This is a genomic window from Streptomyces regalis (genome assembly GCF_001509475.1).
Classification (GTDB): Bacteria; Actinomycetota; Actinomycetes; order Streptomycetales; family Streptomycetaceae; genus Streptomyces; species Streptomyces regalis.
The window spans coordinates 72,853-98,224 of sequence record NZ_LLZG01000118.1 but is presented as its reverse complement, the minus strand read 5'-3'; the positions used below and the strand labels follow the sequence as shown (position 1 = coordinate 98,224).

The window sequence follows — 25,372 nt, the reverse complement described above, 5'->3', positions numbered from 1 at the left end:
GTGCCGGGGTTCGTTTCTTCCGGGGCGGGGCCGGGTGGTCCTGGTCCTGGGCGGGGCTGTGGCCGGGCTGGTTGCAGGAGATCGTGCGGGTGACGATGCGGCCGGTCGGGGTGCGGTGGCGTTCGCGGCGTAGGTAGCCGTGGGCCTCCAGCTCGCGCAGGGCGGCGGCGATACGGGTCGTGCCCTCGGGGAAGCGGGCGGCGAGGGTCTTGATGTCGGCGCGGGCTCCGGCGGGGAGGGACTGGATGTACACCGCCAGTCCGATGGCCAGGCCCGACAGGTCCGGGTGCTGGGCCAGGTGGTTGCCGATCACCGTGAAGCGGGTGGTGTGGCGGGCGTTGTCGTGGATGAGGCCGCCGGAGTTGGCCTGTCGGTGGGGGTGGTTTTTGCCCGCGGTACGGGACTGGGCGCGCGTGGGCGCGCTAGGGTTTTGAGCATCCATCGGGAAGGTGCTACTTCCTTGGTGGTCAGGCCCTCGCACTGGGATTGCCGTCCCGGCGAGGGCCGTTGAATGTCTGCGGTTGTGTTGCGCCGAGCGTAGGGCAGGCAACCGTGCCCGAATCCAGCCGAGTTGGTGATGTTCACCCGAGTGGGTGAGTTTGCCGTCGCGGGCGGGAGGAGCGGGAGGAGGGGTGGGGTTTGGTGGGGGTCCTTTCACCCTCGTGTTTCTTGGGGGAGACAGCCCGCGGCACCGGAGCATGGATTCCTGACGGCCGGTGGGAGGACGACTTCGGCCCACACGGTCTTGCGCGGGGTGGGGCCCGGGGAGACGCCCCAGCGGCTGGCCAGCGCCTCGACGAGTACGAGTCCTCGGCCTGACTCGGCGTCGGTGGTCGGGTGTTGGGGGCGGGGGAGACGGTCTCCGTAGGTGTCGGTCAACTCGATACGGAGGGTGTCGGCGACGACGTAGAGCAGCAGCCGGAAGTCGCGTCCCGGGACGCGCCCGTGGATCGCCGCGTTGGCCGACAGTTCGGCGATGACCTGCCTCGCCGGGTCCAGCGGCAGTCCCCAGGAACGGAGCTGCTCCGTCGCGAGCAGGCGGGCGAGGCGGGCGGCGCGGGGGGTGGGGGAGAGCTGGACGCTGAAGTTGCGGATCCGGGTGGGGAGTTCGGGGGATTTCAGATTCACGTCACTCAGCGTGGCGGTGCGTGCTTACTGTGAACAGTGACTCAGCGCGTGCGTCGAGTGACTGTCCGGAGCTTGTCCAGTGGTGTCCAGGCTGTCGGGATGGGTGCGCGGGTAGGGCGCTGCTGCATCGCGGCGGTACGAACGGAGGGGTACGGATGTCGCTTGAGGTGGACACGGGTCGGCTCAAGAGCGAGGCGGATGAGCCGGGTTGGGAGGTGGATCCGGACGACGAGTGGGGCGTGGCGGTGATCACGACCGTGGGGCGGCAGTTGAAGCTGCGGAGGGAGGCGGTGGGGATGCGGGCCGCCGACTTCGCGAAGGCGGTCGGGTACGGGGAGGACCTCGTCTACAAGATCGAGGGCGGGAAGCGGATTCCCCGGGAGGAGTACCTGGACAAGGCCGACGAGGTGCTGGAGGCGGGCGGGCTCATCGCGGCGACGTGGGAGGACGTGCAGAAGGTCCGGTATCCGAAGAAGGTGCGGGCGCTGGGGGAGATGGAGGCCAAGGCGGTCGAGATGCAGCTCTACGACCCCTTGAACATCCACGGCCTTTTGCAGACGCCGGAGTACGCACGTGGGCTGCTCCTCATGCGGCGCCCCGCGTACACCGAGGACGAGGTGGAGCGGTTCATCTCGGCGCGCGTGGCCCGTAAGGCCGTATTCGAGCGGGATCCGGCGCCTGAACTCAGCTTCGTCCTGGAGGAGTGGACGCTTCGGCGGCCCCTCGGTGGTAGGACGGCGCTGCGAGGCCAGCTCGAACATTTGCTGGCGGCAGGGCAGTTGCGGAACGTCGAGCTCCAGGTGATGCCGATGGATCGCGAGGAGCACGCCGGGGTGGACGGCGGGATCGAGGTGCTGAAGTTCGGCGACGGTTCGGCTGTGGGGCGTTCGCCAGCAGTGGCCAATGGCCGCCCGGTGACCGAGCCCAAGCTGCTCCGTATCCTTGAACTGCGGTATGGCATCATCCGGGCGCAGGCTCTCACACCACGTGAGTCGACGGCCTTCATCGAGCAACTGCTGGGGGAAACATGATCCGCAACGCCTCGGCCGGGCACGCCTCCGAGCTGCTGTGGTTCAAGAGCAGCTACAGCAGCGGCAGCGAGGGCGACTCCTGCGTCGAGATCGCGGTAGCGCCCCGCACCGTCCACGTCCGCGATTCCAAGTATGTCGACGCCAGCCCCCGCCTCGCCCTCGCGCCGCAGGCCTGGTCCGCTTTCGTCACGTACGCGTCCGAGAGCTGAGGCGGCCGGCCTCGGTCAGAAGCGGGAGGACTGGCCGGTCCAGGCGCCTGCCGTAGTTGCTTCAGCTCCCCGTACGCCTCCAGGTGGCCCCGTAACGGCGCGCCGACGCGCGATCAACCGCGCCGGGCGCGCCTCGCGCGGCGGATCAGTCGGGACGCGGTGAGGTACAGCGCGGTGACGGCCGCCCAGAGCGCCAGGAACTGGAGCGCGAGGTTCTTGTCGCCGTCGCTCCAGATGAAGGCGGTGAACGCCGGACCGCCGACCCACCAGACGAGCGAGATGAGCCCGATGACCACCCAGGCCACTTCACTGAGGGTCTCCTTGATCAGCTCCAGCATTATTCGGCACTCCCGTGCAGATGAGACGTCTACGTGATCAACCGGCTCAGCTTAAGAACTCCTGACGGAGTGAGGCGCATCGCCTCCGGCTGACTAGCACCGCATCCTGTGCCGTGCGCCCGCCGCCCCAAGCGGTACCTTCATCGTCAGCCGATGAGGAGAGTCAACGTGAGCAAGTTCGTGCGGCCCGCAGCCGAAGGTGCCGACCCCTTCGGTACGGCCCGTCTGCGCCGCGGCGTGCTGGACGCCTGGGCCACCAGTCCCGCCCGTTTCCGCGAGGACGCCAACGCCGAGGAGGATCTCGTCCTCGGGGGGTATCGGGACCGGCTCGTCGTCGAGCTTGCTCAGAACGCCGCCGACGCCGCGGCCAGGGCAGGGGTGGCCGGACGGCTTCGGCTCACTCTCCGCGAAGACGTTCTCGTCGCCGCCAACACCGGCGCCCCCCTCGACGCGGCCGGCGTCGAGTCGCTGTCCACCCTGCGCGCCTCCGCCAAGCGGGACACGGCCTCCGTGGGGCGTTTCGGTGTCGGGTTCGCCGCCGTCATCTCCGTCACCGACGAGCCCGCCGTCGTCGGGCGGCACGGCGGCATCCGGTGGTCCCTCGCCGAGGCCCGGGAGCTGGCCCGGGAGACCGCGCGGCACAGTCCGGGGCTCGGGGATGAGATCCGGCGCCGTGACGGACATGTGCCCCTGCTCCGGCTGCCGTTCGCCGCCGAGGGGACCGCCCCGGATCCGTACGACACCGCCGTCATCCTCCCTCTGCGCGACACCGCCGCCGCCGATCTCGCCGAGCGGCTGCTGCACGCCGTCGACGACGCGCTGCTGCTCGCCCTGCCCGGCCTGGAGGAGGTCGTGGTCGAGGTCGGCGACGCCGAGCCGCGCACGCTGCGCCGCCGGGTCGACGGCCCCTTCACGGTCGTGGAGGACTCCGGCAACGGTGTCACCCACTGGCGTACGGCCGCCGCGCACGGCCCGCTCACGCCCGAGCTCCTCGCCGACCGCCCCGTGGAGGAGCGGCTGCGGCCCCACTGGTCCCTCACCTGGGCCGTCCCCGTCAACGCCGCGGACAGCACCCCGGACCGGCCCCGCACCGCCCTCGTCCTGCACGCGCCCACCCCCAGCGACGAACCCCTCGGCGTCCCGGCCCTCCTCATCGCCTCCTTCCCCCTCGACACCACCCGCCGCCACGCCGCCCCCGGCCCGCTGACCGACTTCCTCGTGCAGCGCGCGGCGGACGCCTACGCCGAGCTGCTCGCCGACTGGCGCCCGGTGAGCGAGGGCATCATCGGACTCGTGCCCGGGCCGCTCGGCAAGGGCGAACTGGACGGCGCCCTGCGTCAGGCGATCCTGGAGCGGCTGCCCCGGACCGGGTTTCTGCCGCCCGCCCACCCGGCCTCCCTCCCCTCGGCCGTCGAGCCACACGAACTGGAACCGGAGCTGCCCGAGTCGCTCCGGCCGCGTGACGCCGAGGTCGTCGAGGGCGCCGGTGCCGACACGGTGCGCGTGCTGGCCGAGGTGCTGCCCACGCTGCTCCCCGCCGGGCTCGAACGGCGCGTGGAGCTGCGGACCCTGGGCGTCGCCCGCGTCCCGCTCACCGACGCGATCGACCGGCTCGCCGGACTGGAGAAGGCGCCGGGCTGGTGGCGGCGGCTCTACGACAGCCTCGCCGGGGTCGACCCGGACCGCCTGTCCGGTCTCCCCGTGCCGCTGGCCGACGGGCGCACCACCATCGGGCCCCGGCAGGTCCTGCTCCCCACCCCTGACGGCGCCTCCATCGACCCCGAGATCCTCGCCCGCCTCGGCCTCAAGGTCGCTCACCCGGACGCCGCGCACCCGCTGCTGGAGAAGCTCGGCGCCCTGCCGGCCACGCCCCGCGCGGTCCTGACCACGCCCCAGGTGCGCGCCGCCGTCGCCGCCTCCCTCGACGAGGACGGCGGGGCGGGCATGGGCTGGGAGGAGGACACCCTCGACGCCGAGGAGCTGGCCGACACCGTCCTCGCCCTCGTGCGGGACGCGGGTCTGGAGCCCGGTGACGAGCCGTGGCTCGGCGCCCTCGCCCTGCCCGACGAGGAGGGGGAGTTGGCTCCGGCCGGCGAACTCGTCCTCCCCGGCAGCCCCTTCGCGCAGGTCATGCGGGAGGACGAACTCGCCACCGTCGACGCCGAGCTGGCCGAGAAGTGGGGCGAGCAGCCGCTCGCCGCCTGTGGCGTCCTCGCCAACTTCGCCCTCGTCCGGGCCACGGACGTCGTCCTCGACCCCGATGAACTGGAGCCGCGCGAAGGGGACTTCGCCGAGCCCGACGACGCGGGTCTGCTGGACGCCGTGGACGTGTGGAGCGAGGACATCCTCGACCGCTTCCCGGACACCCCCGTACCGCCGGTCGCCACCGAGCTGATCGCCGTACGCGATCTGGATCTGGTGGACGACGACAAGTGGCCGCAGGCCCTCGCCCTGCTCGCCCAGCCGCCCCTGCGGGACGCGCTGACCCAGCAGGTACGGATCCTGCTGCCCGACGGCACGCATGAAGTCGTACGGCCGTACACGGCCTGGTGGCTGCGGGGACACCCGGTGCTGGACGGCCGCCGCCCGGCGGGCCTGCTCGCCTCCGGCGGCGACCCGCTCCTGCGCGGCCTGTACGACGAGGCCGACGCGACCGGCTTCGAGGACGAGCAGGTGCTGCGGGCACTGGGCGTGCGGACGTCCGTCGCCGCGCTGCTGGAGGAGCCGGGCGGCGCCGCCGAGCTGCTCGACCGGCTCGCCGACCCGGAGCGCCCCGTCACCTCCGCCCAGCTGCACGCCTTGTACGGCGCTTTGGCCGACCTGGACCCCGAGCAGGTGACCCTGCCGGACGAGGTGCGGGCCGTCGTCGACGGGCGGGTCGAGGTCGTCGACGCGGCCGACGCGGTGGTCGTGGACTCGCCGGACCTGCTGCCCTTCACGGAGGGGGTGCCGCTGCTGCCGGTGCGGCCTTCGCGGGCCGCCGAGCTGGCCGAACTGTTCCAGGTGCGGCGGCTGAGCGAGTCCGTCACCGGGGAGGTGACGAGCGAGGGCACCGAGCATGAGGTGCCGGAGCCGGTGCGGGTGCTGCTGGGGGCGCGGACGCCGGAGTCGTACGTCGAGCACGAGGAACTCGTCGTGGACGGCGTGGAGATCGACTGGCGGCTGACCAACGACGGCGTCCTGCACGCCGCCACCTTGGAGGGCGTGGCCGCGGGGCTTGCGTGGGCGGCGGGGCAGTGGCCGCGGCGGTTCGAGGTGGCGGCGCTGCTGGAGGATCCGTCGCGGACGGGGGAGTTGGCGCGGGATCGGTGGTTCGACTGAGAGCGTGACCGTTACGCATGCGGGTGCCCCCGGAGTCACCGGGGGCACCCTTTTCTCACCGGGTCGTCCGCATCGAGCCTCGGCGTGCTACGCCATGGAGTGTGCGAAGGCCGTCATCTGTTCTCTCAAGTACGCCTCGTGCTCGGGCCGGAGAGTGATGGCGCCGCCCACCCGCTCCATCAGGACGAGCGATGTGACCAGCAGGCCCTGCGTGAGCCCACGCAGTACGTCACTATTGGTGGAGGAGTAGAGGCGGTACAGCCGCGCAGTGAATTCCTGCAACGCCGCCGGATCCACCTCGCAGCCACCCTCGCGGGTAGGTGCCAGACCAGACGGAACATCGAGGAACTCGGCCGCTCCCTGGACGAAAGAGGCGTACAGCTGTCCGCTGTGGTAGCCCGCGTCCCAGAGCGTCTCGTTGCCGTACTCGAAGGGGTAGCTCAATCTGCGATCTCCAGTCTGAGGTCGAGGTCAGGGTACTGCTGCCTGAGCTGCTCGAACCGCTCATGCAGCGCCGCCCGGAACCGCGGGTCCATCCCGGACCTCGTGAACCGGACGACCGCTGGTTCGACTGAGCCTCCGGGGTCGTCCCCTCGGGCGGCCCTGTCCCCGCTCGTTTCGTCAGTCCGCCTCGGGTTCCAGGAAGTAGTCGTACTTCTCCAGGTCGAGCGCGATACCGGTCAGCTGCCGGACGCGCTCGGCGTGTTCCTGCGTCAGCGGATACACGTCGACCAGATGGTCCGCCGGCATCCCCAGGAGTTCTCCGAAGGCTTCCGCGCCGACCGCGGTGACGTCGGTGGACGAGTCCGGGAGGTCGTCGTCCTTGAGATAGCGGACGACGAGGAAGTACACCGTCATGACATCACCTTCCGGGGCTGATCTTGAAATTTCCCGCACAAATTATTCAGGAGCCGTACAACCTTTCGCTTGTGTCGTGAATCTGATCATGCGAGCCAATAGGCTCCCTGATCACTCGGGTCCCGCAAGGCGCCGTGGGCCGCTCGGTACGACACGCGACCGGCGCCGGGACCCCCTTCTCCACGTGGGGAACGACTCATGCGCATGCGTGCCACCCTCGGTGTCGTCACCGGTGCCCTGGCCCTCTCCGCTCTCGCCGTCCCGGCCGCGCAGGCCGACGAGGTCCAGGGCGACACGACGATCTCGAACGTCGTCGTGAACGGCGGCAAGGCGGCCGTCGTCGGCGCGACCACGACGAAGACGATCACCGTCTCCTTCACCGTCCAGGACGCCTCGGGCGTCGACTGGGCGCAGGCGATCCTGTACCACGGCGCCGACATCGACAGCTCCGACACGGGCGCCGTGGCCAACAGCAGCGACGGCCGTGCCACCTGCACCGCGGTCAGCGCCACCACGTCGAACTGCAAGTCGACCTTCAACCTCGACCCGGGCTACAACGTGTTCAACAGCGCGGCCGGCACCTGGAAGGTCTGGGCGATCGCCGCGGGTAACGACGCGGACTACGTCCTGAAGGAAAACGCCAAGACTTTCCTCGTCCAGCGCGCCTCGAAGCTGACGGTGAACGCCTCGCCGGAGCCCGTCGCCAAGGGCAAGACCATCACCGTCACGGGCAAGCTGTCCCGCGCCAACTGGGACCGCGGCACGTACAACGGTTACTCCACCCAGCCGGTGAAGCTGCAGTTCCGCAAGTACGGCACCAGCACCTACACCACGCTGAAGACCATCAAGACGAACACCTACGGCGACCTGAAGACCACGGTCACCGCGTCCGCGGACGGCTACTTCCGCTACCGCTTCGAGGGCACCTCGACCACCCCGGCGGTCAGCGCCACGGGTGACTTCGTCGACGTTCGCTAGTCAGCAGGACGTCCGCCAGTCAGTAGAGCGACGGGACGCCTGCCGCCCGGTGCCGGTTCTTCCGGCGCCGGGCGGTTCCCGATTCCACCATCACTCCGGTCCCGTGACGACCATCGCCGGGTCCCTCATCCCCATGGGGAGCGCATGCGCATCCGAGCCACCGTGGCCGCCGTCTCCGGCGCCCTGGCCCTCTCCGCCCTCGCCGTGCCGGCCTCGCAGGCCGCCGACGCCCCGTCGTACAGCAAAGAAGACGTCCGGGCGGCGGCGCAGGCCGCGCGTCAGGCGGACGCCGACGGCCCCGCCCGCAGCACCTTCGCCGCCGAGGACACGGGCACGCCGTACGCCCTGGACCTCTCCTTCTCCAACGTGAAGATCAACAGCGGCAAGCCGATCGTCGCCGGCATCAGCAACCAGGTGACCGTGCCGGTGACCTACACGGTCACCCACGAAGCGGGCATGGACCTCAACGCCGCCGACCTCATGATCGACGTCGAGATCTACCGCGGCACCACCTACGAGGACGCGACGAAGACCCTCTTCGGTGACGACTGGCCGGTCTGCACCCCCACCTCCTCGACCACCGACACCTGCAAGGGCACCATCGACGTCTACCCGGACTTCGAGCTGGTGAACGCCGACGCCACCACGTGGAAGGCCGGCGGCTACGCGATCGACTGGAACGACCAGGACCCGGAGTCCGAGGACATCGACTGGAGCAAGGTCGGTTTCGCGATGCAGGACGGCCTGGGCAGCACCAAGCTGCAGCGTTACTCCAAGCTGACGGTGAACGCCTCGCCGGAGCCGGTGCAGAAGGGCAAGACCATCACGGTCACCGGCAAGCTGTCGCGCGCCAACTGGGAGACCCACAAGTACGCGGGCTACTCCACCCAGCCGGTGAAGCTGCAGTTCCGCAAGAAGGGCACCAGCACCTACACCACGCTGAAGACCATCAAGACGAACACCTACGGCAACCTGAAGACCACGGTCACCGCGTCCACGGACGGCTACTTCCGCTACCGCTTCGAGGGCACCTCGACCACCCCGGCGGTCAGCGCCACGGGTGACTTCGTCGACGTCCAGTAGGCAGTAGTAGGCAGTAGGGCAGCACGGCAGTAGGAGAAAAAGGGCATGCGTCACGAACTTCCCGGCCCCCGCCGGGAGTTCGTGACGAAGCTCACGAAACTTCCGCGCCGGCCGCACAACCGGCAACCCCGGTCGCCTATCTGATCACATGGGTCAACAGGCCCCACGATCACTCGGGCCCCGACGTGACCGGCAGTGCACGGAACGACGACCAGCGGGGCCCCTTTCCGTACCAGGGGAACGCATGCGCATCAGAGCCACCGTGGCCGCCGTCTCCGGCGCCCTGGCCCTCTCCGCCCTCGCCGTTCCGGCCGCGCAGGCCGCCGACTCCACCGCCGCCCAGCGTGCGGACGTCGCGAAGATCCGCCAGGCCGCCGATGCCGCGTCCGGCAGGGCCGCGGCCGAGGAGGGCAAGCCGTACGCCCTGAACGTCACCTTCTCCAACTTCAAGATCGCCAAGGCGATCAAGGTCGGCACGACCAACCACGTCGCGGCCACGGTGACGTACACGCTGACCCACGGCGAGGACGTCAACATCGCCGCCGCCGACTTCATCACCGACCCCTACATCTACAAGGGCTCCTTCACGAGCCCGGACAACCGGCTCTACGGCAACAAGAAGGCCAAGTGCACTGCGGCCTCGGCGACCACTGCCACCTGCAAGGGCACCATCGACGTCTACCCGGGCGCCCACGAGCTCATCAACACGGACGCCGGCACCTGGAAGGCCGCGGCGGAGGCCACCGCCTTCAACGGCCAGGACCCGGAGGGCGAGACCTTCGACATCACCAAGGTCGGCTACAAGCGCCAGGACGGCCTCGGCACCACGCTGATGCAGCGCTTCTCCAAGCTGACGGTCAACGCCTCGCCCGAGCCGGTGAAGAAGGGCAAGACCATCACGATCACCGGCAAGCTGTCCCGCGCCAACTGGGACCGCGGCACGTACAACGGCTACGTCGAGCAGCCGGTGAACCTGCAGTTCCGCAAGAAGAACAGCAGCACCTACACCACGGTGAAGACCATCAAGACCAACGCCACGGGCGGCCTGAAGACCACGGTCAAGGCCACCGAGGACGGCTACTTCCGCTACACCTTCGCGGGCACGACGACGACCCCGGCGGCCAACGCCACGGGTGACTTCGTCGACGTGCAGTAGCCGGCCACAGCCCTTCTCCTAGGCAGGAAAGCGGCGGTCGACCCACTTCCACGTGAACTCCAGGGCGACCGCCGCCACCGCCGAGATCCCCACCGCGATCCACGGCATCGTGACCCCGACGAGCCGCAGCGCGAAGAACTCCTGCAGCCAGGGCACGACCAGCACCAGCAGGAACCCGAGGCCCATCGCGGCCACCAGCGCCAGACGCCACCAGGTGTACGGCCGGGCGATGATCGCCAGCACCCACATCGAGATCAGGAACAGCGTCAGCGTCGCCACGCTCGTCTCCGCGTCCAACGCGCCCTCCCCGCTGTAGTAGTGACGGGCGATCAGATACGTCGCGAAGGTCGCCACCGCGGCCACCAGGCCGCCCGGGATCGAGTACCGCATGACCCGCCGTACGAAATGGGGTTTCGCGCGTTCCTTGTTGGGTGCGAGGGCCAGGAAGAAGGCCGGGACGCCGATGGTGAGGGTGGAGAGCAGGGTCAGATGGCGGGGCAGGAAGGGGTACTCCACCTGCCAGAACACCACCATCAGCGCCAGCAGCACCGAGTAGACGGTCTTGACCAGGAACAGCGTCGCGACCCGCGTGATGTTGCCGATGACCCGCCGCCCCTCCGCGACCACCGACGGCAGCGTCGCGAAGCTGTTGTTGAGCAGCACGATCTGAGCGACCGCCCGGGTCGCCTCCGACCCCGAGCCCATCGCCACACCGATGTCGGCGTCCTTCAGGGCCAGGACGTCGTTCACGCCGTCGCCGGTCATGGCGACGGTGTGCCCGTGGGACTGGAGCGCGCCCACCATGTCCCGCTTCTGCTGCGGGGTGACCCGCCCGAACACCGTGGCGTCGTCGAGGGCCGTCGCCATCGCGTCCTTGTCGCGGGGGAGCGTGCGGGCGTCGACCGTCGTACCGGTCAGCCCGAGCTTGTTCGCCACCGCGCCGACGGACACGGCGTTGTCCCCGGAGATCACTTTGGCGCGCACGTTCTGCTCGTCGAAGTAGCGCAGGGTGTCGGCGGCGTCGGGCCGCAGCCGCTGTTCCAGTACGACGAGGGCGGCGGGCTTGGCGCCGTCCGCGACGTCGGGATCGTCGAGGTCGCGGTCGGCCCGGGCGAGCAGCAGGACCCGTAGGCCCTGTTCGTTCAGCCGATCGGTTTCGGCCAGGGCCGGGTCGTCGGTGGGCAGGAGCACGTCGGGGGCGCCCAGCAGCCACGTGCTGGCCTCGCCGTTGCCCTCGCTGAAGGAGGCGCCGCTGTACTTGCGGGCGGAGGAGAAGGGCAGGGACTCGGTGCAGCGCCAGTCCTCGGAGTCCGGGTAGGCGTCGATGACGGCCTGGAGGGAGGCGTTCGGGCGGGGGTCGGACTCGCCGAGGGCGCCCAGCACCTTCCGTACGTACTCCTCGTCGTTGCCGTCCAGGGGCCGCAGCTCGGTGACGTCCATGCCGCCCTCGGTGAGCGTGCCGGTCTTGTCGAGGCAGACGGTGTCGACGCGGGCGAGGCCTTCGATGGCGGGGAGTTCCTGGACCAGGCACTGCCGGCGGCCGAGCCGGATGACGCCGATGGCGAAGGCGACCGAGGTGAGGAGTACGAGCCCCTCCGGGACCATGGGCACGATGCCGCCGACGGTCCGGGCGATCGAGTCGTCGAGGTCTCTGTCCTTCACGGTGAGCTGGGTGATGATCAGGCCGATCGCGGCCGGGATCATCATCCACGTCACGTACTTGAGGATGGTGGAGATGCCGGAGCGCAGCTCGGAGTGGACGAGGGTGAAGCGCGAGGCCTCCTCGGCGAGCTGGGCGGCGTAGGCCTCGCGGCCGACCTTGGTGGCCTGGAAGGCGCCGCCCCCCGCGACGACGAAACTGCCGGACAGCACCTGGTCTCCCGGCCGTTTGACGACGGGGTCGGCCTCCCCGGTGAGCAGCGACTCGTCGATCTCCAGCCCGTCCGTCTCGACGCACACCCCGTCCACGACGGCCTTGTCACCCGGCCCGATCTCTATCAGGTCGTGCAGCACGATCTCGCACGTACTCACCTCGGCGGCGACCCCGTCGCGCCGGACCGTGGGCCGCGCCTCACCGATCACCGCGAGCGAGTCGAGGGTCTTCTTCGCCCGCCACTCCTGGATGATCCCGATACTGGTGTTGGCCAGGATCACGAAGCCGAACAGGCTGTCCTGGATCGGCGCGACGAACAGCATGATCAGCCAGAGCATGCCGATGATCGCGTTGAACCGGGTGAAGACGTTGGCGCGGACGATGTCGGCCATGGACCGGCTGCTGCGCACCGGCACGTCGTTGACCTGCCCCCGCGCGACCCGCTCGGCCACCTCGGCCGCGGTCAGCCCACCCGTCGCCACCGGGACGGCGGCAGGGTGCACGGGATTGTCCACATCGGCGCCCGCATCGGTATGCGTCATGCATTCGACGGTACGTGCGGATTTACGGCTTCACCCGCCGAGTGGGCGGAAGTTCCGACCTGGGGAGGACGGGGTGTCGTGCCGTGGTTGTAGGGCGCGGCACCTCAGGACGACTGGGGTTCGCCGGTGGTTTCCCGGGGCTCCGCGGGGGTGGCGGCCGCCCTCTTGATCGCCGCGTCGCGCCTGCGGACGTACCAGATGCCGATGAGCCCGAGGCCCGCGCCGGCCAGGCAGGTCCACACCCACTTGGCGTATCCGTGGTCGTCGAACCAGCCGTAGAAGGGCAGCTGAACGACGAAGAGGACGAACCAGATGATCGTGCCGCCGGTGATGGTCGCGACCACGGGCCCTTCCAGGGGCTCCGGCGCCTCGTGCTTGGGGGTCCACTTCGCCATGAGGGACAGCTTACGAGGCGATCGGATCTGCGCAGATCTACGCGCGGAGATAGCCGATCCAGCCCTTATATGTTCATACTGAAACGGTTTGTGTCTGACCACTTCTCTTCGTAGGAAACACCGAACGCATGCCCTCCTCGGCCCCCGCCAAGGTCCCCGCCCCTGAACAGCCGGGAGCCGGCCCCGCATACGGCGCACTCGACCGCTTCTTCAAGATCTCCGAACGCGGCAGCACCCTGCCCCGGGAGATCCGCGGCGGTTTCGCCACCTTCTTCGCGATGGCCTACATCATCGTGCTGAACCCGATCATCCTCGGCAGCGCGAAGGACGTGTACGGCCACCAGCTGGACAACGGCCAGCTGGTCACCGCGACGGCCGTCACGGCGGCGTTCACCACGCTCCTGATGGGCGTCATCGGCAACGTGCCGATCGCACTCGCCGCCGGTCTGGGCGTGAACTCGGTCGTCGCCCTCCAGCTGGCGCCCCGGATGTCCTGGCCGGACGCCATGGGCATGGTGGTGCTCGCCGGCTTCGTGGTCATGCTGCTCGTCGCCACCGGTCTGCGCGAGCGCGTCATGAACGCCGTCCCCTACAGCCTGCGCAAGGCCATCTCCATCGGTATCGGCCTGTTCATCATGCTGATCGGCCTCGTCGACTCCGGCTTCGTCTCCCGCATCCCGGACGTCGCCCAGACCACGGTCCCGCTCCAGCTCGGCGGCGACGGTCACCTGGGCGGCTGGCCGGTCCTGGTGTTCATCCTCGGCGCGCTGCTCACCCTCGCGCTGATCGTCCGCAAGGTCTCCGGCGCGATCCTGATCTCGATCGTCACGATGACCGTGCTCGCGGTCGTCATCGAGGCGGTCGCGAAGGTGCCGTCCTGGGGGCTCACGACCCCGAAGTGGCCCGGCAACCCGGTCGCCAGCCCCGACTTCGGCCTGCTCGGCGAGGTCAGCCTCTTCGGCGGCTTCGACAAGGTCGGCGCGTTGACCGGCACCCTCTTCGTCTTCACGGTCCTGCTGTCCAGCTTCTTCGACGCCATGGGCACGATCATGGGCGTCAGCGACGAGGCGAAGCTGACCGACGCCCAGGGGCAGATGCCGGGCATCAACAAGGTCCTGTTCGTGGACGGCCTCGCCGTCGCCACGGGCGGCGCCAGCTCCTCGTCCGCCACCACCGCCTTCGTGGAGTCCACGGCCGGCGTCGGCGAGGGCGCCCGTACCGGCTTCGCGAACGTCGTCACCGGCGCCCTGTTCGGCGTGGCGCTGTTCCTGACGCCGGTGGCCACGATGGTCCCGTCCCAGGCGGCCACCCCGGCCCTGCTCGCGGTCGGCTTCCTGATCCTGGCGAACTCCGTCAAGGAGATCGACTGGGCCGACTACACGGTCGCGATCCCGGCCTTCGTGACGATGGTGATGATGCCGTTCACCTACTCGATCACCAACGGCATCGGCATGGGCTTCATCACCTTCGCCGTACTGCGGCTGGCCGCCGGACGGGGCCGGGAGGTGCCGGTCGCGATGTACGTCGTGGCGGCGGTGTTCGGCTTCTACTACCTGATGCCGGCGCTGGGCCTCACGTAAGCCGCCTCATGTAAGCCCGTAGAACTTCTCTGTCTCTTCCACGGCGGTCTGGAACCGCTCGTCGAAGTCATCGCGGATGAGCGTCCGGACGACGTAGTCCTGGACGCTCATTCCTCTTCTTGCCGCATGCTCTCGGAGTCGTTCGAGCAGCTCGTGGTCTATCCGCAGGCTGAGCACGCTGGTCCCCATGAACACGAGGGTTACGGCACCGGTCGGTCCGGTGTGTCACGTTCCGCCATCGGATCACCCAGATGAGTGATGGTGCGGCGAGTGGTCTTTAGCCAGAGTAATGAGTTATCCTAAACAACATGTCGGACCTTACCCATGGCGACGATGCTGCCGCCGTGAACTCTCTGCGCTCCGCCGTGATGCGACTGTCCCGCCGGCTCAAGCACCAGCGGGTCGACGAGTCGCTGAGCCCCACCGAGATGTCGGTGCTGGGCACCCTCTCCCTCTGCGGCAAGGCCACCCCCGGTGAGCTCGCCCGCAAGGAGCACGTCCAGCCGCCGTCGATGACCCGCATCGTCGCCCTGCTGGAGGCCAAGGGACTGGTCCGTCTGGAGCCGCATCCGGAGGACCGGCGCCAGAAGGTCGTCACGAAGACCGAGCAGGCCGAGGCGATGCTCGAGGAGAGCCGCCGCAAGCGCAACGCCTTCCTGGCCACCCTGGTCGAGGGCCTCGACGAGGACGAGTGGGCGAAACTCCGCGCCGCCGCCCCCGTCCTGGAGAAGCTCGCACATCTGTAAGCAACCATCGCTGGGAGGCGAACTCTTTTGAGTACGGGACCCGGAAAAGCTTCCGCACCCGCACCAGATGCCCACGAACCCACATCCACCTTCAAGCCCCGCAAGTCCTCGATGTTCAGCTCACTGAAGGTCAGGAACTACCGCCTGTTCTTCCTCGGCCAGGTCGTCTCCAACACCGGCACCTGGATGCAGCGCATCGCCCAGGACTGGCTGGTGCTCAGCCTCACCGGCTCCGCCACCGCCGTCGGCATCACGACGGCCCTGCAGTTCCTGCCGATGCTGCTCTTCGGCCTCTACGGCGGCGTCCTCGTCGACCGTCTGCCCAAGCGCCGCACGCTGCTCGTCACCCAGACGTCGATGGCCCTCACCGGTATCGCGCTCGCCGCCCTCACCCTCACCGGACACGTCCAGGTCTGGCACGTCTACCTCGCCGCCTTCGCCGTCGGCCTCGCCACGGTCGTCGACAACCCGGCCCGGCAGTCCTTCGTCTCCGAGATGGTCGGCCCGGACCAGCTGCAGAACGCGGTCAGCCTGAACTCCGCGAACTTCCAGTCGGCCCGCCTGATCGGCCCCGCCGTGGCCGGCCTGATGATCACCGGTGTCGGCACGGGGTGGGCGTTCCTCGCCAACGGCCTGTCCTTCGTCGCGCCCATCACCGGACTGCTGCTGATGCGGGCGCGTGAGCTGCACGTCGTCCAGCGGGCGCCGCGTGGCAAGGGGCAGCTGCGGGAAGGGCTGCGTTATGTCGCCGGGCGACCGGAGCTGATCTGGACCATCGCCCTCGCCGGGTTCGTCAGCACCTTCGGCTTCAACTTCCCCGTCTATCTGTCGGCCTTCGCCGACGACGTCTTCCACGCGGGCGCCGGCTCCTACAGCCTCTTCAACACGCTGATGGCGGTGGGCTCCCTGGCGGGCGCCCTGCTCGCGGCCCGGCGCGGTACGGCCCGGATGCGGGTGCTGATCGCGGGGGCGGTGGCCTTCGGCACCATGGAGATGGTGGCCGCTCTCGCGCCCTCCCTGTGGCTGTTCGCCCTGCTCATGGTCCCGATCGGCATGTTCGGCATGACGGTGAACGTCACCGCCAACAGCAGCATCCAGATGACCACCGACCCGGCCATGCGGGGCCGCGTGATGGCCCTGTACATGATGGTGTTCATGGGCGGCGCACCGCTGGGCGCGCCGATCGCCGGCTGGATCACGGACGCGTACGGCGTCCGGGCGGGCCTGGCGGTGGGCGGCGCGATCACGGCCACCGCGGCCGTCACCATCGCCCTGGTCCTGGCCCGGGTCGGCGGCCTGCGGCTGTCGGTGGGCTGGAACCGCGGGCATCCGCAGGTGGGGTTCGTGTCGCGGCAGCGGCGGGAGGAGCAGTTGGCGACAGTGGCGTAGGGACGTCAGTCGTGGGGGAACTCGTCGGTCTTGAGGACGAGGCCGACGACGGTCCCGGTCAGGTCGATGTCCTCACCGAAGGAGAAGCTGACGTCGTTGTGGTACTTGCCGTCCTTTGGCAGGGTGTGCAGATGCCACTCGCCGCTGTACGGGTCCACGATCAGGTACACCGGCACTTCGGCCGCGGCGTAGGTGTCCTTCTTCTGCCCGTAGTCATTGGCCGCCGTGTCCTTGGAGATGACCTCGGCCACGAAGTCGACGTCCTGATAGCGCCAGCGGCCCTTGCTGTCCTTCACAGACCGCTCGGCCATGGCCGTCATGTCGCAGGCGAACCCGTTCAGATGGCCGGGGAAGTCGATCCGCACATCAGACGCCAATCGCTTGCGCGGGTACTTGGCGCGCAACTGGTCGTAGATGGCAGCGATGATCTCCCAGTGGGTCTGCCGCTGCGGTGACATGAAGATGTTCCCCCCGACGATCTCTACCTTCATTCCCTCGGGGATGGGCATCTTCTCAAGCCACTCGAACAGCACGTCCAGAGTCAGCTCGCCGCACTCCTCGGCCATCTCGATCCTGTCGTCAAGGACGGTCATCGTGGCGCTCCTCCCCGGCCGCCGCTCGGTCAGTGGCAGCCGCGCAGTACAACGATACGCACAGTGACCGCGTCACGTGTGGCGATGGTCACGCTCCCGTCCCGAGGGAGCTAGACCCTCCGCGCCAGCACCTGCCCCGGCCAGTCGTGCGTGCCCACGTAAGTCTCGGTACGCACGAAGCCCTGGCTCTCGTAGTAACGGACCAGCTTGCCGTCGTCGCCGGCGTAGCAGTCCACCCGCAGCAGGGAGACGCCCGCCCGCCGGGTCACCTCGGCGGCGTGTGCGAGCAGGGCGCTGCCCGCGCCGTGGCCCTTGAAGCGGCGGTCGGAGGCGAGCCAGTGGATGTAGCGCTCGGGCTCGCCGGGCGGCGGGAGGTGGGAGAGGGAGGCGCCGGGGGAGTCGGTGAGGGTGAGGCCGGCGGCCGGTACGCCGTCGATCTCGGCGATGAAGACGCTGCCCTCGTCCATGTGCCGGGTCACCGACTCCACCGTCCCCGGCCGCTTCGACAGAGGCTTCGTCCCCCACTGTCCCGGGCGCCCCTGCGCGACCAGCCACTCCACGCCGCTGTCGAGCATGCGGAGTATCAAGGGGATGTCGTCGGGCCCGCCGTCCCGGATGGTGATCGTCATCCCCTCATGGTGCCAGGCTGGGGGCATGAGACTCTTCGCCGCCGTGCTGCCCCCAGAGGGCGTGATGCGTGAGCTGGCCACCGAAGTCGCCGAGTTGAAGAAGCTGCCCGGCGCGGACGGGCTGCGCTGGACCGGCCGGCCCGGCTGGCCCCGCGGCGGAGCCGCTAATTGGCACCTCACCCTCGCCTTCTACGGCGAGGTCGACGACGACCTCGTCCCCGACCTCTCGGCCCGCCTGGAGCGCGCCGCGCACCGTACGGCGTCCTTCCGGCTGGCCCTGCGCGGCGGCGGCCAGTTCGGGCACGGGCGGGCCCTGTGGACGGGCGCGGAAGGGGACCTGGAGACCCTGCGGCTGCTGGCGGACCGCAGCGAGGCGGCGGCGCGCAAAGCCGGGGTGCCGATGGGGGAGCACCGGCGGTACAAGGCCCACCTGACGGTGGCGAGGAGCCGGTGGGCGGTGGACGTACGGCCGTATGTCGCGGCCCTCGACTCGTTCACGAGCCGCACCTGGACGGTGGACGAGCTGGTGCTGGTGCGCAGCAATCTGCCGAAGTCGGGGGTGGCGGGCGAGCAGCCCCGGTACGAGGCGGTCGCCCGCTGGCCGCTCGGAGGGGCCGGTTAGGCTCGTTTCCGTGGACCCGAAAACCCGGAACCGGATCATGGCCGGTGCGCTTGTGTTGATGTTCGTGGTGGTGGCGTTGGCTGCGGCGCTCGGCAGGTAACCGAGCGCCACCGCCGCCGCTCCTGCTTCCCTACCAGGCGAACGCCTCAGGAGACGGCCCCGGCCCGGGAAACACCTCGTCCAGACCTGCCAGAAGTTCCTCGCTCAGCTCCAGCTCCGCCGCGCGTAGGGCCGAGTCGAGCTGTTCGGCCGTGCGGGGGCCGACGATCGGGCCGGTCACGCCGGGGCGGGTGAGCAGCCAGGCCAGGGCGGCCTCGCCGGGCTCCAGGCCGTGCTTGTCGAGGAGGTCCTCGTACGCCTGGATCTTGGTGCGTACGGCCGGGTCGGTGAGGACCTCGGCGGCCCGGCCGGAGCTGCGGCGCCCGCCCTCGACCTCCTTCTTGATGACGCCGCCGAGCAGTCCGCCGTGCAGCGGCGACCAGGGGATGACCCCGAGGCCGTAGTCCTGCGCGGCCGGGATGACCTCCATCTCGGCGCGGCGCTCGAAGAGGTTGTAGAGGCACTGCTCGCTGACGAGGCCGATGGTGCCGCCGCGCCGGGCGGCGATCTCGTTGGCCTGGGCGATCTTGTACCCGGGGAAGTTGGACGAGCCGACGTACAGGATCTTGCCCTGCTGGACGAGGACGTCGATCGCCTGCCAGATCTCCTCGAAGCCAGTGGCGCGGTCGATGTGGTGGAACTGGTAGACGTCGATGTAGTCGGTCTGCAGCCGCTTGAGCGAGGCGTCGACGGCGCGCCGGATGTTCACCGCCGACAGCTTGTCGTGGTTGGGCCACGCCGCGCCGTCCGGGCCCATGTTGCCGTACACCTTGGTGGCGAGGACGACCTTGTCCCGCCGCTCGCCGTCCTTCGCGAACCAGTTGCCGATGATGCTTTCGGTACGGCCCTTGTTCTCGCCCCAGCCGTACACGTTCGCCGTGTCGAAGAAGTTGATGCCCGCGTCCAGCGCCGCGTCCATGATCGCGTGACTGTCCGCTTCGTCGGTCTGCGGACCGAAGTTCATGGTGCCGAGGACGAGTCGGCTGACCTTGAGTCCCGTGCGTCCGAGCTGCGTGTACTTCATGACCACCCAGCCAACGGCTTCGAGTGCGCTCTATGCAAGCGATCTTGACGCTAACCACTGGTTAGTGCTTTCCTTTGGTTAGCACTAGCTTGAACTTTCAATCTCCTTGGAAAGAGAGCGTCGTGACCCCCACCTCCTCTGCCCGCAAGGCCCTCGTCGCCGTACTGGCCTCGGCCGCCCTGCTCGGCGCCGCTGCCGTGCCGGCCGTCGCCTCCGCGCCCGCCTTCGCCGCTTCCTTCGCCGGTTACGGAGACTCCGCGCACCTCGGCTACCAGAAGGCTGTCACCGTCCGTGTCCTGAAGGGCGTGTTCGAGCGCGGCGACACCGACGTCGTGGACCGTTACGTCCGCCCCGACTACATCCAGCACAATCCGCTGGCACCCGATGGCGCCGAGACGCTGAAGAACCTCGGCAAGGCCATCCACCAGCAGTTCCCGGATGCCGAGTACGACGTCAAGCGGGTCATCTCCGAGGGCGACCTCGTGCTGGTCCACTCCAACGTCGTGCTGACGCCGGGCGCGCGCGGTCAGGCCGTCTTCGACATCTTCCGCTTCCAGGGCGGGAAGATCGCCGAGCACTGGGATGTGGGGCAGGAGGTGCCGGAGAGTTCCGCCAACGGCAACGACATGTTCTCCACGGTGAGTTGGCCGCAGACGCAGCGGCCGGGGCCGGCCTGGCTCACTGCGTACAACAAGAAGCTGGTCACCAAGGCCTTCGACCAACTCATCGTCGACAAGGACCTGTCCGCCATCGACCGGTACTGGGGTACCGAATACCACCAGCACAACCCGGCGATCGCCGACGGGGTGGAGGGCGTGAAGTCAGGGCTGGGCGGTTACTTCGAGGCGTTCCCGCAGCTGAAGGTCACGCCGAAGCGGGTGATCGCGGAAGGTGACCTGGTGGCGGTGCACAGTCACTACGTGAACGCGCCGGGGGAGCGGGGGCAGGCGATCGTGGATCTCTTCCGGGTGCGGAACGGGAAGATCGTGGAGCACTGGGACGTGATCCAGGATGTGCCGGCGACGTCCGCGAATGACAACGGGATGTTCTAGGGCCGTCCCGCTTCGCGATGGCGTGATGATGGTCATGACCATGTACCGAAAGGCCGATGCCGCGTAGACGGCCTGGCGCGCTGCGCGCTGAACAGTCTCGACAGTCTCTCTGTGTCGCGTGGGGTCTGCCTCCCGACCGGATCCACAGCCTCTCGGCCCGAACCAGCGTGGCGATAGACCGGGTCGAGAGGCTCTCGGACGGCTGCTACCTCTACCCCGGCGCCACCGCCCGTGGACTGCGGCGCTATCGGGCGTTCCTGCATCCACCGGGCCGACGGTCCCGCTATCCGCGGGAGGGCGGGTGTTCGTGCCGCGGCTGCTCCTTCGAGGATGTGCGGCACGCCCGCGACGTGCTTGAGAAAGTCTTGCGTTGCCTCCCCGGCCACGCGCCGAACTCAATGCCCGAGTGCGTGCGCTGGACGCCAAGTACGTCCAGCGCACACTTCCGGATCCGCTTACTGCTCCTCGGCCGTGGCGTTCCAATCGCTGGTGGTGGCGCCGACTGGCCGAGGGCCCGGAGGGTGGATGAGTAGCTCTGCGGCGGCCCTGGCCGAGGTGCCGGGTGAAGAACCGTAGCGTGCTGTCCAGTTCGAACGCCGGGATCTCCGCGTGTCTGCCGGGGTTGGCGTGCAAGGTTCTCTCGGCGGAGGCCAAGGCGTCGAACAGGGCCAAGCCCTGGGCGCGCGGCACCCGTTCGTCGTCCCACTGCAACAGGACTCTTCGGGGTTGAGAGCCTGCGCTCGCAGGATGCCATACCGGGCGAACATGTTGCCCAGGTGCGGTTGTTCGGTCACAAAGTACGCGCCGCTCGGCCCGTCGACGTACGCGATGCGTTCGCGCTCGTCGGTTCGAGCAGCATCATCGGGCCGTCCAGCGCCGCGTGCCCCTCGCGGTCGGTGCGCATGACCTGGATCTCGACGTTGCGTTGTTGGCCGACATCGAGAAGGTGGTCCAACTGCTCCTTGAGGGCTTGGTTACCGCCGAGCGGACGCCTGAGCGTGTGTTCCTCCAGTACGAAGCCGACGATGGGCGCAGGCTTGCGCCGCAAGACTGCCTGTCGGCTCAGGCGGGCTTCGAGGTCGGCTTCGATCTCCTCGTCCTCCAGCTGCGGGCAGTGGGAGGCGAAGACCCCCCGCCCGTACGCCGGGGTTTGGAGCATTCCGGGGATCACGTGGTTGGCGTACATGTAGATCACGGTCGCCGTCGCCTCCAGTTCCGCGTAGTCCTCGAACCACGACCGGAAACGACTGACCTTCAACTCCCGCCCCGCTGCAAGGAGTGCACCTTGTACACCGAGCACCTCGTCCGCGACCTCGACGAACTTGCCCTTGGGTGCCCGCTCTCCCCGCTCCACCATGGCCACTTGGGACTTGGAGTACCCGACGTACTTGCCCAGCGCCTCCTGCGTCATCCCGGCCCGCTCGCGGAAGAACCGCAACAACGAGCCGAACATCTCCAGCACAGCCCCGCACCACCACCACAAACCTCTGGTCACAGTATGTAAGCAGCCGATTGCATCTGCGGCATGTACGAGAAAATCGCCAACCCCTGGCTCCCCACCTGGATCCCCGACACCGGCCACGCTCTCCGCCACGCCGGCATCCACTTCGACGCCGTACGCATGAAAGGCGCCCAGGCAGAACGCACCGCCGTCGAACTCCTCCTCCGCGCCCACTTCGACGCGGGCTCGATCATCCGCGAGCTCGCGGGCGAGCGATACCTGTACTTCCTATTGCCCCCGCAACCCGCCGCCACCCACCGCTGGCCCCCCGGCGTACGCACCCTGACACGCGCCGCCGGCTGCCTGGCATACGTAGGCGTACCGGCCCTGACCGGCGTCACCTGGCCGCTGGAATGGCGGTCGATACCGACGGAGGAAGTCCCTTTCGTGGTGGGGATCTGCTTCACGAAGTGGTGTTGAAATCCCAACAAGATTGAAGCCGGAACTTTCTCCGTCGCCGCCCCCGCATCACCGGATCGGCGGAATAGGCAGATGAAAGGTCTATATGGGTTCTTCGACGGCGCGGCGGCGTGCCAATTGTGTCTGCCGGTTCGAATACTCGCCCTTGGGTGAAATCCCGAAGACGAGCGCCAACAAGGTGGAGCAATCTCTATGAAAGTAATCGCTCGAGCATTTCGAGCCCCTTCGCGGTCCCGGGTCAGACGGCTCCGGACGTCCTTCCTCGCCGTCGGCCTGGCGACGGCGATGTCGATCGGCCTCGCCGGCTCGGCGGCGGCCCAGACGGCTGGGCCCCCCAGTGGGGACAACGTGCAGCCCACGTTCGTGGACGGCAACCCGACCTGTGCCGCGCTCCTGCCCCCGGACTCCTTCCTGTTCGAGTACAAGCAGGAGGAGCCCGTGGAGGACGCGACGAACATCCCGCTGTCCTTCACGAACGCCGACACGGGCCAGACCCTGATGGGAACGCTGGACATCGACGTCAGCAACAGCTCTCAGGGGCAGGTGTTCAGCTTCGACTTCGACGGTGACTTCGTCGCCATCGGTGTCTTCGCCAAGGGTGGTTCGGGCGGCAACCTCTACGACTACCGGCCGACCGGCAACGCGGACGACTCCCTCCTGCACGCGCCGGTCAACACGCGGAACAACCGCTTCTTCGACCTCAGCCATATCTCGTTCTGCATCGGCCAGGTTCAGCCCGGCGCCCTGCGGATCGTGAAGAACAGCAGCAAGGGCGGGCTCGTCCAGACCCCAGGCGCCGAGTTCTCGGTCACTGGCTCCGGTTACAGCGAGAAGGTGACCGACAGCACGACGACCCCGAACGGACAGGTGCCCGACGAGGACCCGGAGACCGGCGAGATCTGCATCTCGGGTCTGACCCCCGGCCAGTACACCGTCGCCGAGACCAAGGCTCCCCAGGGGTACGCCGGGGACCAGGACACCAAGACCGCCACGGTGGTCTCCGGGACGAACTGCACGGACAACCAGCCCACCGGGCAGTCCAACGGCCAGGTCACGTTCTCGGACCCGCCGCTCACCGATCTCACGGTGCACGTCAAGGGTCAGCTGAACGACGAGACCAAGTCCCGGATCACCTGCGACGGCGAGAGCAGCGGTGAGCTCGCCGACCCGGCCGACCTCTCAGTCCCCGGCCTGGAGCCCGGAACCTACACCTGCACGATCTTCATCGACCCGTGATCCCGCCCCTTGAGCGAGCCTGACCTCGCTCTCACGCGAAGGCCCGCCGGTTTGCCCGGCGGGCCTTCGGCACGTCTTGATCGGCGTCAGTCAGTCGCGGGGGAACTCGTCGGTCGTGAGGGTGAGGCCGATGTCCGTGATGGTGAGGTCGACGTCCCCGCCGAAGGTGACCGTCGTCTCCGTGATGTAGTCGCCGTCCTTGGGCTGCGTGTACAGGTGGCACTTGCCCTGGTAGGGGTCGGCGATGAGATAGACGGGGACTTCGGCGAGGGCGTAGGCGGTCTTCTTGGGGCCGTAGTCGTTGTGGGCCGTGCCCTTCGAGATGACCTCGGCCACGAAGACGACGTCCTGGCAGCGCCAGAGGCCTTTCTCGTTCTTCTCGGCTCCCTCGGCCACGAGGGTCACGTCCGAGGCGAAGCCGTTGAGGTGCCCCGGGTAGTCGACGCGGACATCCGACTTCACGCGCTTGCGCGGGTACTTGGTGCGCAGCTGCTCGTAGATGTCGGCGATGATCTCCCAGTGCGTGTCCCGCTGCGGTGACATGAAGATGGCCCCCTCGACGATCTCGACCTTGTAGCCCTCGGGGGTGGTCCGCTCAAGCGACTCGAACAGCCCGTCCAGAGTCAGCTCGCCGTCTTCCTCGGCCATCTCGATCCTGTCTTCAAGGACGGTCATCGTGGCGCTCCTCCCCGGCCGCTCCACGGAAAGGTGCAGCCGCGCAGTACAACGATACGCACCGTAACCGGGACACCGAGGGAACCTCACATGCCTGCCCCGGACACTCAGACCGCGTAGGGCTCGCCCAGGTCCCACGCCTGGTACATCGCCTCCGCGAACGCCTCCGCGATCTTGTGCTCACCGCTCGCGTTCGGGTGCGTGCCGTCGTACGTGTCGAGATGGATGTCGTACGACGGGGGAGGGGAGGCCAGGAGCAGGGGTGAGCGGGGTTCGTCCAGGTCGGCGACTGCCTTCGCCAGGAGTTCATTGAAGCGGGCGACCTCGGCGGCGAAGAGCACTTCGGACTCTGCGCGCACATTCGGGATCACCGGGAGCACGACCATCCGAACGCGCGGGTTCGCCGCCCTCGCCGCCGCCACGAACCCCCGCACGTTCTCCGCTGTCTGCCCCGCGTTCGTATAGAACCCCAGGTCGATCAGGCCCAGCGACACCAGCAGCACATCCGCCCGGTACGCCCGCACCGCCTCGCCGATCAGCGGTGCCATGTGCAGCCAGCCCTCTCCCCAGCCGGCGAGGTGGGCGCGGGGGAAGTCGGGGTCGGCGTACTCGTACGACGTGGGTGCGTCCGTGGCCTTGTCGTACAGCGTCTCGCGCGGGCCGACGAGGGCGAAGGGGCCGCCGTATGTCTCACGCAGGTGCTGCCACATGCGGTAGCGCCATGTGTGTTCGCCGGCGCTGCCGATGGTCTGGGAGTCGCCGACGGGCATGAACCTGAGCATCCGCTCATGATGGACGATCGCTACCTTTCGGTAGGGGGCGGCCGGGTGTGAAGCCTGACACTCCCGGAGCAGTTCACCCCGCTGCCGACCCGGACTCCGAAACACCGGGCCG

General features: G+C 68.8%; 26 protein-coding genes and 2 pseudogenes. 13 read left to right on the top strand and 15 right to left on the bottom strand.

From position 1 onward, the window contains the following. Positions 1 to 442: pseudogene (locus ADL12_RS18005) on the bottom strand (helix-turn-helix domain-containing protein); the annotation flags it as partial. A 212-nt stretch (positions 443 to 654) separates the two neighbouring features. After that, the gene (locus tag ADL12_RS18000) at positions 655 to 1,128 is read right to left on the bottom strand and encodes an ATP-binding protein (RefSeq protein WP_062703646.1); all 474 of its coding nucleotides are present in this window, start codon (positions 1,126 to 1,128) and stop codon (positions 655 to 657) included. 155 nt (positions 1,129 to 1,283) lie between these two features. Here ADL12_RS18000 and ADL12_RS17995 point away from each other — a divergent pair, with 155 nt between their 5' ends. Further along, complete coding sequence (locus ADL12_RS17995) at positions 1,284 to 2,159, top strand: helix-turn-helix domain-containing protein (RefSeq protein WP_062703644.1); 876 nt, start codon at positions 1,284 to 1,286, stop codon at positions 2,157 to 2,159. Further along, a complete protein-coding gene (locus ADL12_RS17990; RefSeq protein WP_062703641.1) occupies positions 2,156 to 2,368 on the top strand; it encodes a DUF397 domain-containing protein in 213 nt (70 codons plus the stop codon). Before ADL12_RS17995 ends, ADL12_RS17990 begins: the two co-directional genes overlap by 4 nt. Positions 2,369 to 2,481: 113 nt before the next feature. Here ADL12_RS17990 and ADL12_RS17985 read toward each other — a convergent pair whose 3' ends face one another. Further along, positions 2,482 to 2,706, bottom strand: coding sequence for a hypothetical protein (locus ADL12_RS17985; RefSeq protein ID WP_062703639.1), 225 nt, complete (start codon positions 2,704 to 2,706; stop codon positions 2,482 to 2,484). Between the two features lie 168 nt (positions 2,707 to 2,874). On the opposite strand from ADL12_RS17985, the gene ADL12_RS17980 reads away from it, so the two are divergent. Then, on the top strand, positions 2,875 to 6,027 hold the full coding sequence (locus tag ADL12_RS17980; RefSeq protein WP_062703637.1) for a sacsin N-terminal ATP-binding-like domain-containing protein: 3,153 nt from the start codon (positions 2,875 to 2,877) through the stop codon (positions 6,025 to 6,027). Positions 6,028 to 6,114: 87 nt separating this feature from the next. Here the strand turns inward: ADL12_RS17980 and ADL12_RS17975 are convergent, their stop codons facing one another. Further along, the gene (locus ADL12_RS17975; protein WP_062703635.1) at positions 6,115 to 6,471 is read right to left on the bottom strand and encodes a DUF6086 family protein; all 357 of its coding nucleotides are present in this window, start codon (positions 6,469 to 6,471) and stop codon (positions 6,115 to 6,117) included. 177 nt (positions 6,472 to 6,648) lie between these two features. Beyond that, positions 6,649 to 6,885: a DUF7683 domain-containing protein gene (locus ADL12_RS17970; RefSeq protein WP_062703633.1), complete on the bottom strand. Its 237-nt coding sequence runs from the start codon at positions 6,883 to 6,885 to the stop codon at positions 6,649 to 6,651. 198 nt (positions 6,886 to 7,083) lie between these two features. Here ADL12_RS17970 and ADL12_RS17965 point away from each other — a divergent pair, with 198 nt between their 5' ends. The 3 genes from ADL12_RS17965 to ADL12_RS17955 all read left to right on the top strand — a co-directional run bounded on the left by ADL12_RS17965 (position 7,084) and on the right by ADL12_RS17955 (position 10,102). Then, the gene (locus ADL12_RS17965; protein ID WP_062703632.1) at positions 7,084 to 7,863 is read left to right on the top strand and encodes a hypothetical protein; all 780 of its coding nucleotides are present in this window, start codon (positions 7,084 to 7,086) and stop codon (positions 7,861 to 7,863) included. Positions 7,864 to 8,007: 144 nt separating this feature from the next. Continuing rightward, a complete protein-coding gene (locus tag ADL12_RS17960) occupies positions 8,008 to 8,946 on the top strand; it encodes a hypothetical protein (protein ID WP_062703630.1) in 939 nt (312 codons plus the stop codon). 244 nt (positions 8,947 to 9,190) lie between these two features. Then, entirely contained in the window at positions 9,191 to 10,102 is a 912-nt protein-coding gene (locus ADL12_RS17955; protein WP_062703628.1) for a hypothetical protein, read from the top strand. Positions 10,103 to 10,120: 18 nt separating this feature from the next. Here the strand turns inward: ADL12_RS17955 and ADL12_RS17950 are convergent, their stop codons facing one another. Beyond that, on the bottom strand, positions 10,121 to 12,517 hold the full coding sequence (locus tag ADL12_RS17950) for a cation-translocating P-type ATPase (RefSeq protein ID WP_062703626.1): 2,397 nt from the start codon (positions 12,515 to 12,517) through the stop codon (positions 10,121 to 10,123). A 104-nt stretch (positions 12,518 to 12,621) separates the two neighbouring features. Further along, a complete protein-coding gene (locus ADL12_RS17945) occupies positions 12,622 to 12,912 on the bottom strand; it encodes a DUF2530 domain-containing protein (protein ID WP_062703624.1) in 291 nt (96 codons plus the stop codon). A 128-nt stretch (positions 12,913 to 13,040) separates the two neighbouring features. Here ADL12_RS17945 and ADL12_RS17940 point away from each other — a divergent pair, with 128 nt between their 5' ends. After that, positions 13,041 to 14,492 (top strand): NCS2 family permease, encoded by a 1,452-nt coding sequence (locus tag ADL12_RS17940; protein ID WP_062703622.1) that lies wholly within the window; start codon positions 13,041 to 13,043, stop codon positions 14,490 to 14,492. Between the two features lie 6 nt (positions 14,493 to 14,498). On the opposite strand, the gene ADL12_RS17935 is transcribed toward ADL12_RS17940, so the two are convergent. Further along, a complete protein-coding gene (locus tag ADL12_RS17935; RefSeq protein ID WP_062703673.1) occupies positions 14,499 to 14,681 on the bottom strand; it encodes a ribbon-helix-helix protein, CopG family in 183 nt (60 codons plus the stop codon). 119 nt (positions 14,682 to 14,800) lie between these two features. On the opposite strand from ADL12_RS17935, the gene ADL12_RS17930 reads away from it, so the two are divergent. After that, positions 14,801 to 15,238 (top strand): MarR family winged helix-turn-helix transcriptional regulator, encoded by a 438-nt coding sequence (locus ADL12_RS17930; RefSeq protein ID WP_062703619.1) that lies wholly within the window; start codon positions 14,801 to 14,803, stop codon positions 15,236 to 15,238. Between the two features lie 111 nt (positions 15,239 to 15,349). Continuing rightward, a complete protein-coding gene (locus ADL12_RS17925) occupies positions 15,350 to 16,627 on the top strand; it encodes an MFS transporter (protein WP_062703617.1) in 1,278 nt (425 codons plus the stop codon). Between the two features lie 5 nt (positions 16,628 to 16,632). Here the strand turns inward: ADL12_RS17925 and ADL12_RS17920 are convergent, their stop codons facing one another. Together ADL12_RS17920 and ADL12_RS17915 are read right to left on the bottom strand one after the other, a co-directional pair. Beyond that, positions 16,633 to 17,220: a Uma2 family endonuclease gene (locus ADL12_RS17920; protein ID WP_062703614.1), complete on the bottom strand. Its 588-nt coding sequence runs from the start codon at positions 17,218 to 17,220 to the stop codon at positions 16,633 to 16,635. 110 nt (positions 17,221 to 17,330) lie between these two features. Next, positions 17,331 to 17,849, bottom strand: coding sequence for a GNAT family N-acetyltransferase (locus ADL12_RS17915; RefSeq protein WP_062703612.1), 519 nt, complete (start codon positions 17,847 to 17,849; stop codon positions 17,331 to 17,333). Positions 17,850 to 17,874: 25 nt separating this feature from the next. Here ADL12_RS17915 and thpR point away from each other — a divergent pair, with 25 nt between their 5' ends. Next, entirely contained in the window at positions 17,875 to 18,471 is a 597-nt protein-coding gene (thpR, locus tag ADL12_RS17910) for an RNA 2',3'-cyclic phosphodiesterase (RefSeq protein ID WP_062703610.1), read from the top strand. Positions 18,472 to 18,601: 130 nt separating this feature from the next. Here thpR and ADL12_RS17900 read toward each other — a convergent pair whose 3' ends face one another. Next, positions 18,602 to 19,594 (bottom strand): aldo/keto reductase, encoded by a 993-nt coding sequence (locus tag ADL12_RS17900; RefSeq protein ID WP_062703608.1) that lies wholly within the window; start codon positions 19,592 to 19,594, stop codon positions 18,602 to 18,604. Between the two features lie 122 nt (positions 19,595 to 19,716). On the opposite strand from ADL12_RS17900, the gene ADL12_RS17895 reads away from it, so the two are divergent. Further along, positions 19,717 to 20,646, top strand: a complete 930-nt coding sequence (locus ADL12_RS17895) for a nuclear transport factor 2 family protein (protein WP_062703606.1) — start codon at positions 19,717 to 19,719, stop codon at positions 20,644 to 20,646. Positions 20,647 to 21,195: 549 nt separating this feature from the next. On the opposite strand, the pseudogene ADL12_RS56480 reads toward ADL12_RS17895, so the two are convergent. Then, positions 21,196 to 21,390: pseudogene (locus tag ADL12_RS56480) on the bottom strand (alpha/beta hydrolase); the annotation flags it as partial. A gap of 46 nt (positions 21,391 to 21,436) precedes the next feature. Next, complete coding sequence (locus tag ADL12_RS17890; protein WP_341846362.1) at positions 21,437 to 22,099, bottom strand: helix-turn-helix domain-containing protein; 663 nt, start codon at positions 22,097 to 22,099, stop codon at positions 21,437 to 21,439. Positions 22,100 to 22,171: 72 nt separating this feature from the next. Between ADL12_RS17890 and ADL12_RS17885 the strand changes: the two genes are divergently transcribed. Continuing rightward, the gene (locus tag ADL12_RS17885; RefSeq protein ID WP_062703604.1) at positions 22,172 to 22,567 is read left to right on the top strand and encodes a hypothetical protein; all 396 of its coding nucleotides are present in this window, start codon (positions 22,172 to 22,174) and stop codon (positions 22,565 to 22,567) included. A 348-nt stretch (positions 22,568 to 22,915) separates the two neighbouring features. Beyond that, positions 22,916 to 23,803: a prealbumin-like fold domain-containing protein gene (locus tag ADL12_RS17880; RefSeq protein ID WP_159053184.1), complete on the top strand. Its 888-nt coding sequence runs from the start codon at positions 22,916 to 22,918 to the stop codon at positions 23,801 to 23,803. 90 nt (positions 23,804 to 23,893) lie between these two features. Here ADL12_RS17880 and ADL12_RS17875 read toward each other — a convergent pair whose 3' ends face one another. Beyond that, positions 23,894 to 24,478 (bottom strand): Uma2 family endonuclease, encoded by a 585-nt coding sequence (locus ADL12_RS17875; RefSeq protein WP_062703602.1) that lies wholly within the window; start codon positions 24,476 to 24,478, stop codon positions 23,894 to 23,896. A gap of 107 nt (positions 24,479 to 24,585) precedes the next feature. Continuing rightward, complete coding sequence (locus ADL12_RS17870) at positions 24,586 to 25,260, bottom strand: SGNH/GDSL hydrolase family protein (RefSeq protein ID WP_062703601.1); 675 nt, start codon at positions 25,258 to 25,260, stop codon at positions 24,586 to 24,588. Positions 25,261 to 25,372 lie beyond the last annotated feature (112 nt).

Bases quoted from the DNA above. Each gene is read 5' to 3' on its own strand.
- ADL12_RS17990 (WP_062703641.1), top strand. From the start codon at position 2,156: ATGATCCGCAACGCCTCGGCCGGGCACGCCTCCGAGCTGCTGTGGTTC.
- thpR (WP_062703610.1), top strand. From the start codon at position 17,875: ATGAGACTCTTCGCCGCCGTGCTGCCCCCAGAGGGCGTGATGCGTGAG.
- ADL12_RS17960 (WP_062703630.1), top strand. From the start codon at position 8,008: ATGCGCATCCGAGCCACCGTGGCCGCCGTCTCCGGCGCCCTGGCCCTC.
- ADL12_RS17995 (WP_062703644.1), top strand. From the start codon at position 1,284: ATGTCGCTTGAGGTGGACACGGGTCGGCTCAAGAGCGAGGCGGATGAG.
- ADL12_RS17965 (WP_062703632.1), top strand. From the start codon at position 7,084: ATGCGCATGCGTGCCACCCTCGGTGTCGTCACCGGTGCCCTGGCCCTC.
- ADL12_RS17870 (WP_062703601.1), bottom strand. From the start codon at position 25,260: ATGCTCAGGTTCATGCCCGTCGGCGACTCCCAGACCATCGGCAGCGCC.
- ADL12_RS17890 (WP_341846362.1), bottom strand. From the start codon at position 22,099: ATGTTCGGCTCGTTGTTGCGGTTCTTCCGCGAGCGGGCCGGGATGACG.
- ADL12_RS17885 (WP_062703604.1), top strand. From the start codon at position 22,172: ATGTACGAGAAAATCGCCAACCCCTGGCTCCCCACCTGGATCCCCGAC.
- ADL12_RS17925 (WP_062703617.1), top strand. From the start codon at position 15,350: ATGTTCAGCTCACTGAAGGTCAGGAACTACCGCCTGTTCTTCCTCGGC.
- ADL12_RS17970 (WP_062703633.1), bottom strand. From the start codon at position 6,885: ATGACGGTGTACTTCCTCGTCGTCCGCTATCTCAAGGACGACGACCTC.
- ADL12_RS17945 (WP_062703624.1), bottom strand. From the start codon at position 12,912: ATGGCGAAGTGGACCCCCAAGCACGAGGCGCCGGAGCCCCTGGAAGGG.
- ADL12_RS17915 (WP_062703612.1), bottom strand. From the start codon at position 17,849: ATGACGATCACCATCCGGGACGGCGGGCCCGACGACATCCCCTTGATA.
- ADL12_RS17935 (WP_062703673.1), bottom strand. From the start codon at position 14,681: ATGGGGACCAGCGTGCTCAGCCTGCGGATAGACCACGAGCTGCTCGAA.
- ADL12_RS17920 (WP_062703614.1), bottom strand. From the start codon at position 17,220: ATGACCGTCCTTGACGACAGGATCGAGATGGCCGAGGAGTGCGGCGAG.
- ADL12_RS17955 (WP_062703628.1), top strand. From the start codon at position 9,191: ATGCGCATCAGAGCCACCGTGGCCGCCGTCTCCGGCGCCCTGGCCCTC.
- ADL12_RS17940 (WP_062703622.1), top strand. From the start codon at position 13,041: ATGCCCTCCTCGGCCCCCGCCAAGGTCCCCGCCCCTGAACAGCCGGGA.
- ADL12_RS17985 (WP_062703639.1), bottom strand. From the start codon at position 2,706: ATGCTGGAGCTGATCAAGGAGACCCTCAGTGAAGTGGCCTGGGTGGTC.
- ADL12_RS17875 (WP_062703602.1), bottom strand. From the start codon at position 24,478: ATGACCGTCCTTGAAGACAGGATCGAGATGGCCGAGGAAGACGGCGAG.
- ADL12_RS17930 (WP_062703619.1), top strand. From the start codon at position 14,801: ATGTCGGACCTTACCCATGGCGACGATGCTGCCGCCGTGAACTCTCTG.
- ADL12_RS17900 (WP_062703608.1), bottom strand. From the start codon at position 19,594: ATGAAGTACACGCAGCTCGGACGCACGGGACTCAAGGTCAGCCGACTC.
- ADL12_RS17950 (WP_062703626.1), bottom strand. From the start codon at position 12,517: ATGACGCATACCGATGCGGGCGCCGATGTGGACAATCCCGTGCACCCT.